The 6,785-nt window shown below is 66.0% G+C and carries 4 protein-coding genes; 3 read left to right on the plus strand and 1 reads right to left on the minus strand.

What is annotated here, in order from left to right; translation table 11 throughout:
• The coding region (locus tag Q0349_RS08605; RefSeq protein ID WP_298080454.1) for an SDR family NAD(P)-dependent oxidoreductase at nucleotides 1-685 on the plus strand (685 nt) is incomplete at its 5' end.
• A 113-nt stretch (nucleotides 686-798) separates the two neighbouring features.
• Here the strand turns inward: Q0349_RS08605 and smc are convergent.
• Nucleotides 799-4,182, minus strand: a complete 3,384-nt coding sequence (gene smc, locus Q0349_RS08610; protein ID WP_298080455.1) for a chromosome segregation protein SMC — start codon at nucleotides 4,180-4,182, stop codon at nucleotides 799-801.
• A 73-nt stretch (nucleotides 4,183-4,255) separates the two neighbouring features.
• Here smc and hemW point away from each other — a divergent pair, with 73 nt between their 5' ends.
• On the plus strand, nucleotides 4,256-5,386 hold the full coding sequence (hemW, locus tag Q0349_RS08615) for a radical SAM family heme chaperone HemW (RefSeq protein ID WP_298080456.1): 1,131 nt from the start codon (nucleotides 4,256-4,258) through the stop codon (nucleotides 5,384-5,386).
• A gap of 179 nt (nucleotides 5,387-5,565) precedes the next feature.
• Nucleotides 5,566-6,411 (plus strand): hypothetical protein, encoded by an 846-nt coding sequence (locus tag Q0349_RS08620; RefSeq protein ID WP_298080457.1) that lies wholly within the window; start codon nucleotides 5,566-5,568, stop codon nucleotides 6,409-6,411.
• Nucleotides 6,412-6,785 lie beyond the last annotated feature (374 nt).

Raw genomic sequence — 6,785 nt, forward strand, 5'->3', positions numbered from 1 at the left:
TCACCTCCACCTCGTCGCTCGCCGTAGCGACGCCCTCGCGCACACCGCCGCCACCTGCGACCGCGCCGCCAGCATCACCCTGCACCCGCTGAACCTCGCCGATGCCGACGCCGTTGCCCAATGGCTGCTGACCCTGCCGCCGCCCGACATCCTTATCAACAACGCCGGCAGTGGCCTGTTCAAACCCGCGCTGGAGACGACCGACGGCGAAACGGCGGCGATGCTGCGCCTCAACACCCTCGCGCCCATCCAGCTCATCCACGCGCTGGCACCGGCGATGGTGGCGCGCGGCCACGGCCACATCATCAACATCATCTCGCAGGCGGGCAAAATCGCCACGCCGAAGACTGCCGCCTACGCCGCGAGCAAACACGCCCTGCTCGGCTACAGCAACGCCCTGCGCCTGGAGCTGGCGGGCAGCGGCGTCCTTGTCACCAGCGTCAATCCCGGGCCGATGCTGACTGCCTTCTTCGACCACGCCGATCCGGATGGTGCCTACCGGCAGGCGCTGGGCCGCTTCTGGCTGACCGATGCCGACGCGCTCGCCGCGACCATCTGCGCCGCCTTCCACCGCCGCGTGCGCGATATCAACCGCCCGCGGCTGATGGAAACCGCCGCCCGCCTCTATCCGCTCGCCCCACGCCTCGGCGACTGGCTGACGCGGCGGTTTTTCAGCAAAAAATAGACCGGGCATCGCGCCCGGTTTTTCATTAATAGTGCGCCGGGTCGCCCCTATGACTACGCGCAGCATCCGGGTTATGGCGACGGTGTTGCAGTGGTGGGGCAAGCCCACTCTGCTTAATCGCCGAACTGCACCGCGACGAGGCGGGAGACGCCCGGTTCGCTCATGGTGACGCCTATCAGTTGGTCGCAGGTTTGCATGGTGCGTTTGCGGTGGGTGATGACGATGAATTGTGTCTGCCCCGCCATTTCCCGCAGGAGTGCGCTGAGGCGGCCGACGTTGGCGTCGTCCAGCGGCGCATCGACTTCGTCCAAGAGGCAGAACGGCGCGGGATTGAGGCGGAAGAGGGCGAAGACGAGCGCGAGGGCGGTCAGTGCTTTTTCGCCGCCGGAGAGGACGCTCAGGTTTTTGACTTTTTTCCCCGGCGGGCGCACGGCGATGGTGATGCCCGCCTCCAGGATGTCGCCTTCGGTCCAGGCGAGTGCGGCTTCGCCGCCCCGGAACAGGAGCGGAAAGAGGCTGGCGAAGTGGCGGTTGACGATTTCGAGGGTGTCTTGCAGGCGGCTGCGCGTTTCGTTGTCCAGTTTGGCGATGGCTTCTTCGAGCAGTTCGAGGGTATGGCGCAGGTCGCGGCATTGGTCGTCGAGGGTGCGGTATTCGGCTTCCGCGCTGTCGTAGTCGGCGATGGCGGCGAGGTTGACCGCGCCGAGCGCGTCCATCGCCTGTTTGTGTTGGCGAATTTCGGCGCTGAGCGCGGCTTCGTCCGGCGGGTTGTCTTCGTCGATGTCGAGCGGTTCGCGGTTGTCGGCGAGGAGTTCGGCGGTGATGCGCTGCAGTTGTTGCTGGATGCGGGCGAGGTTTTCCTGGTGGTGGTTGAGGCGTTCTTCGGCGAGCGCGCGCTGGTGCTGGCGTTCGCGCAGGGTTTCTTGTTCGCGGTGCAGGTGGTGCGCCTGTTCTTCGACGGCGCGCGCGGCTTCGGCGCGGCGCTGTTCGTGTTGTTGGTGGCTTTCTTCGAGGGTTTCGTGGCTGAGGTGTTTTTCTTCGAGTTCGAGCGCAAGCGCTTCGCTTTGTTCTTGGAGGGCGGCGAGGGTTTCTTCGGCGTCTGCGCGTTCGGCGGCGAGGCGCTGCGCCTGTTTGTCGCCAGCGGCGAGGTGGGCGCGGTGTTGTTCGAGCGCGCTCTCGGCGGCGCGGCGGTCGCTCTGGATTTGTTGGTAGGTGTGGTCGGCTTGTTGGTAGGCGTCGTGCGCGGCGCGGAAGGCGGTTTCCAGCGCGGTCACGGGTGGCAAGGCGGCCAGCGCGGCGGCGGCCTGTTCGGCTTCTTGTTGGGCTTGTTGTTGTTGGCGGCGGGCGGCGGCGATGTCTTCGGCGAGGGTCTCCAAGGCGCGTTGTTGTTGCGCGCGCAGTTGGGCGCGGTGCGTTTGTTGTTGGGCGGCGAGGGCGAGGCGGTGCGCGAGCTCGCGTTGTTGTTGGGCGGTCTGTTGGTGTTGGCGTTGGGCGGCGGCGTGGGCGTCGCGGGCGCGGGCGAGGGTGTCGGCGGCGGTTTCCAGCGCGGTTTCGAGGGTTTGTAGTGCGCTTTCGTTTTCTGCCAGTTCGGCTGCGAGGTCGTGGATTTGTTGTTGTCGCGCCAGCGGGTTGTCGCCGCTCGCCGCAGGCTGGATGCTGTTTTGGCTGATGAGGCTGCCGTCGAGGGTGAGGTATTGCACGCCGGGGGCGAGTTGGTCGCGGGCGATGTCGGCGTCGTGCGCGACCAGCGGTTGCAGCGCGCCGAGCCAGGGGTGGAGGTCGGCGTCGCTCTGGATGTGCGCCTGCCAGGCGGCGGGGACGCTGCCGCGTGCCAGTTGCGCGCTTTGGTGGGTGAGCGCGGTTTGCCAATGCTCTTCGCCGAGGGCGGCGTGCAGGCGTGCGCCGAGGTAGCGGCTGAGGGCGGTTTGCCACGCTGGCGCGACGTGCAAATGGTCAAGCAGTTGCGGCGCGGCGGCGAGTTCGGGCGGTTGTTCGGGCGGCGCGTTTTGGTGTTTTTGTAGGGCAGCGAGGGCGGCTTGTTGTCCGGCGGCGCGGGTTTGTGCGGCGCGGGTTTGGTTTTCGATGTGGTCGTGTTGGCCTTGCGCGGCGGCGAGGGCGGCGGCGGTTTGCGCGACGCTGTCTTCGAGAGCAAGCAGGGTTTCGGCGAGGGTGTCGTGTTGGGCTTGCAGGGTCTCTTGTTCGAGGTCGTCGCTGTCGTCGGCAGGCGCTGCGGTGGCGGCAAGGCGTTGTTCGAGGCGGTCGAGTTGGGTTTGGGCTTCGCTGAGGCGGTGCGCGGCGCTGTAGTGGCGGTTTTCGGCGTGGTGGCGGTGTTCGCGTTGGGCGTCGAGTTGGTGGCGCTGTTGGTCGGCGGTCGTGCGCGCTTGTTCGGCGGCGAGGCGGGCAACGTCCAGCGCGGGCGCGGTTTCGGCGAGTTCGGTTTGCAGACGGCTGATTTCGGCCTGGTGCTGCGCCGCCTGTTCGTGGTCTTCGTCGTGTTGTTGTTTGAGGCGGGCGAGGCGGGTTTGTTGTTCTCGCGCGTTTTGCGCGAGGTGTTGTTGTTGTTGGCGGCCTTGTTCGAGTTCGCGCCGCAGTTGGGCAAGGCGGGCGGCGCTTTGTAGTGCTTCGTTTTCGGCGGCGTGGTGCGCGGCTTTGGCAGCGGCGAGGTTTTGTTCGAGTGCGGCGAGGTGCGCTTCGTCGATGCCGCTGTGGGCAAAGAGGTCGTTCAGCGCGGCGCGGTCGCGGCTGTATTGTTCTTGCGCGGCTTCGTGCTGGCGGTGCAGTTGGTGGTACTGCCAGCTTTGCAGTTGGTGGCTCGCCGCCTGTACTTGGGCTTGCAGCGCCCGCCAGGTTTTGGCGGTCTCGGCTTCTTGCGCGAGTTTGTCGCGCTGTTTGCCGAGTTGGTGCAGGCGGTCGTCGTGGCGGGTGAGGTGCTCGCGCACGTCACTCATGCGCGCTTCGCTTTCTTTGCGCCGCGTTTTGTAGAGGGCGATGCCCGCCGCTTCTTCGATGAAGGTGCGCAGTTCTTCCGGCTTGGCTTCGATGATGCGGCTGATCATGCCCTGTTCGATGACGGCGTAGCTGCGCGCGCCAACGCCGGTGCCTTGCAGCAGTTCGACGATGTCGCGGCGGCGGACGCGCTTGCCGTTGATGCTGTATTGCGACTGGCCGTCGCTCTGTACTTTGCGGGTGATGTTGAGTTCGGCGTATTCGGCAAATGCCCCGCCCGCCTTGCCGTCGCTGTTGTCGAAGTTGAGGGTGACGCTCGCCTGTGCGCCGGCGCGGCGGTTTTTCGAGCCGGCAAAGATGACGTCGGTCATCGCCTGGCCGCGCAGTTGTTTGGCGGCGGTTTCGCCGAGTACCCAGCGCACGGCGTCAATGATGTTGGATTTGCCGCAGCCGTTCGGGCCGATGATGCCGGTCAGCGGTGCATCAACGGGGAAGGTGGTGTTGTCGGCGAAGGATTTGAATCCGGCGAGGCGGATGGCGGTGAGGTGCATTTTTGGGAATGGGGGTGGTGCGAGGGGCGCGTATTATAGCGGCGGTTGTTTTTCCCGCCCTGAGCCCCGTTTCATGCCCATCCCGCAAAGCCTCTACATCCACATCCCCTGGTGCGTGCGCAAATGTCCGTACTGCGACTTCAACTCGCACGCGCTGCGCGCCCCCGTTGACGAAGCCGCCTACGTCAGGCATCTGCTCGCCGACCTCGCCCACGACCTCGACCCGCGCCCGATTGAGACCATCTTCATCGGCGGCGGCACGCCCAGCCTGTTCAGCGCCGCGTCCATCGCCGTGCTGCTTGACGGCATCAACCGCCTGACGCCCTTGCCGGATGGCTGCGAAATCACGCTGGAAGCCAATCCTGGCACCTTTGAGCAGGCGAAATTCGCCGGTTATCGCGCCGCCGGGGTGAACCGCCTCTCCATCGGCGTGCAGAGTTTTGACGCGGCGCAGTTGCAGGCGCTGGGGCGCATTCACAACCGCGACGAGGCGTTGCGCGCCGTCGCCATCGCCGAAAAAGCGGGGTTTACCCGCATCAACCTCGATTTGATGTTCGCCCTGCCGGGGCAAGACGTCGCAGGCGCCTTGGCCGACCTCAAACAGGCGACCGCACTCGCGCCGGAGCATCTGAGCTGGTACCAGCTCACGCTGGAGCCGAACACCGCCTTTTACGCCAACCCGCCTGCCCTGCCGGACACGGACACGCAAATCGACATCTTTGAGGCGGGCAGCGCGTATTTGACTGCGCACGGCTACCGCCAGTACGAAACCTCCGCCTGGCGCGCGGGCGAGCCCTGCCGCCACAACCTCAACTACTGGCAATACGGCGACTATCTCGGCATCGGCGCGGGCGCACACGGTAAACAGACGCGCGGCGGCGTGATTACCCGCAGCAGCAAATACCGCGCGCCGGGGGCGTACCAAAAGGCGGCGGGCGCGGACGGCAACCCCTACCGCGACCAGCGCTTCACCGTGCCGCGCGACGAACAACCCTTTGAATTTATGATGAACGCGCTGCGCCTCAAGGACGGCGTACCGACGCAGTATTTAGCAGAGCGCAGCGCGCTGACGCTGGACGATGTGCGCCCGACGCTTGACCGCCTCGTCGCGCAAGGACTGCTTGAGCCCGCCATTGAGCAGCGACTGAAAACGACCGAACGCGGCTTCGCCCTGCTCAACAACGTGCTGGATGCGTTTCTTTGAGAAGCCCCGCCCACGCCATAACCGGCAAAACGCGGGGGCGATGCGGAAAGCGGGCTTTATCAGGCTGGCCATAACCTGCACAATAGCGGGGCGGTCGGGACGAAAGCCGGCCGTAGCGAGCCGTCCTGCGCATTGCGGCGGACGGTTTTTACTCGGTATCAGTCCACAGGAGTACCACCATGACCGAAAAAAATGCCCTGCGCCTCATCACCACCGCCTATCTGCTGCTGTTGGCGATGGCCATCAGCAACGCCTGCGCCCATCTGACCCAACCCGGCTTCCTGCTGCCGTCAGCGACCGTCGCCCGCGGCGCTGACATCGCCCTCAACGTGCTGTTGCTGCCGCTTGTCGCCATCGTGAGCTATTTCCTCGTGGTGAACGACCGGCGCGTCCGCCGTGGCGAAGCGAAGCGCTGCCCCGCCCGCTTTGAGGATTTGGGCATCACGCTGGTGCTGTGTTTCATTCCCTCATGGCTTGCCGGGTTTGGCGTTCATCGCCTGCTGCTCGCGCCGCTGCAACTCGCCTTTGACGCCGTCGTCATCTGCCGCTGCCTGCGCGCGCTCAGATCATCCACGTCCCGACAGGGGGAACCCGTCCGGGTTGCGCCGCCCGCGCACCCCATCAGCGCCAAAACCAACCGCCTGCTGCTCGCCTGCGGCCATGTGCTGCTGCTGGCCGCCTTCCTCACCTGTATCCCGGCGCAGCTCATCCATGCCGACATCTGGCCCGCGCAAACCGACATCCATGCGGCCAACACCGCGCACGGCGCGCTGCTGCTTCTGCTCGCGCCCTTCCTTCTCTGGCTCTACCTCGCCCGCGCCAGACTGCCGCTGCCATACGGCGAACAGGCGGGCGTGCTCGCCCTCTTTTTCGCCATCCTGCTGCTGATGCTCAGCCCGGCCACCACCACCGCGCCACAGCAAGGCTTCGCCTGGCTGTCGCTGCTGCTGACGGTTTCGCTGCCGTGCTGCCTGCTGCTTGGCGCTATTCGCCATTTCCGGCAAACACCACCCGCGGCGGCATAAACACACCGGAGGTAGGTTCTGCGCGCAGGACGTGTGGCGGCGCAGCCGACGCGCACGCGGTGAAAGACGGGGAACGCGTGCGTGTGCCCCTTCGAGCCGGATTACAGCTTGCCCGGTCGGTTTCCCGCAATCGCACCCGTGGTGGGGCAAGCCCCACCCTACAATGCCGCTGATATAGCAACACCGTCGCCCATAATCCGGACGATGCGCCGGGGATGCTGCGCGTAGGGTGTGTGCCGCAGGCACGCACGCGGTTCCCGATGCAAAATTCCCCGCGTGCGTGTCGGCTGCGCCGCCACACACCCTACGCCCAGAATTCGCCATAGGGTGCGCCTCGGCGCACCATCCGGGTGATGGCGACGGTTTTGCGGCTA

The sequence above is a fragment of the uncultured Cardiobacterium sp. genome, from assembly GCF_938028185.1.
Classification (GTDB): Bacteria; Pseudomonadota; Gammaproteobacteria; order Cardiobacteriales; family Cardiobacteriaceae; genus Cardiobacterium.

What these genes read in the sequence shown, in the direction of transcription:
- smc (WP_298080455.1), bottom strand. Translation starts at nt 4,182, where the DNA reads ATGCACCTCACCGCCATCCGCCTCGCCGGATTCAAATCCTTCGCCGAC.
- hemW (WP_298080456.1), top strand. Translation starts at nt 4,256, where the DNA reads ATGCCCATCCCGCAAAGCCTCTACATCCACATCCCCTGGTGCGTGCGC.
- Q0349_RS08620 (WP_298080457.1), top strand. Translation starts at nt 5,566, where the DNA reads ATGACCGAAAAAAATGCCCTGCGCCTCATCACCACCGCCTATCTGCTG.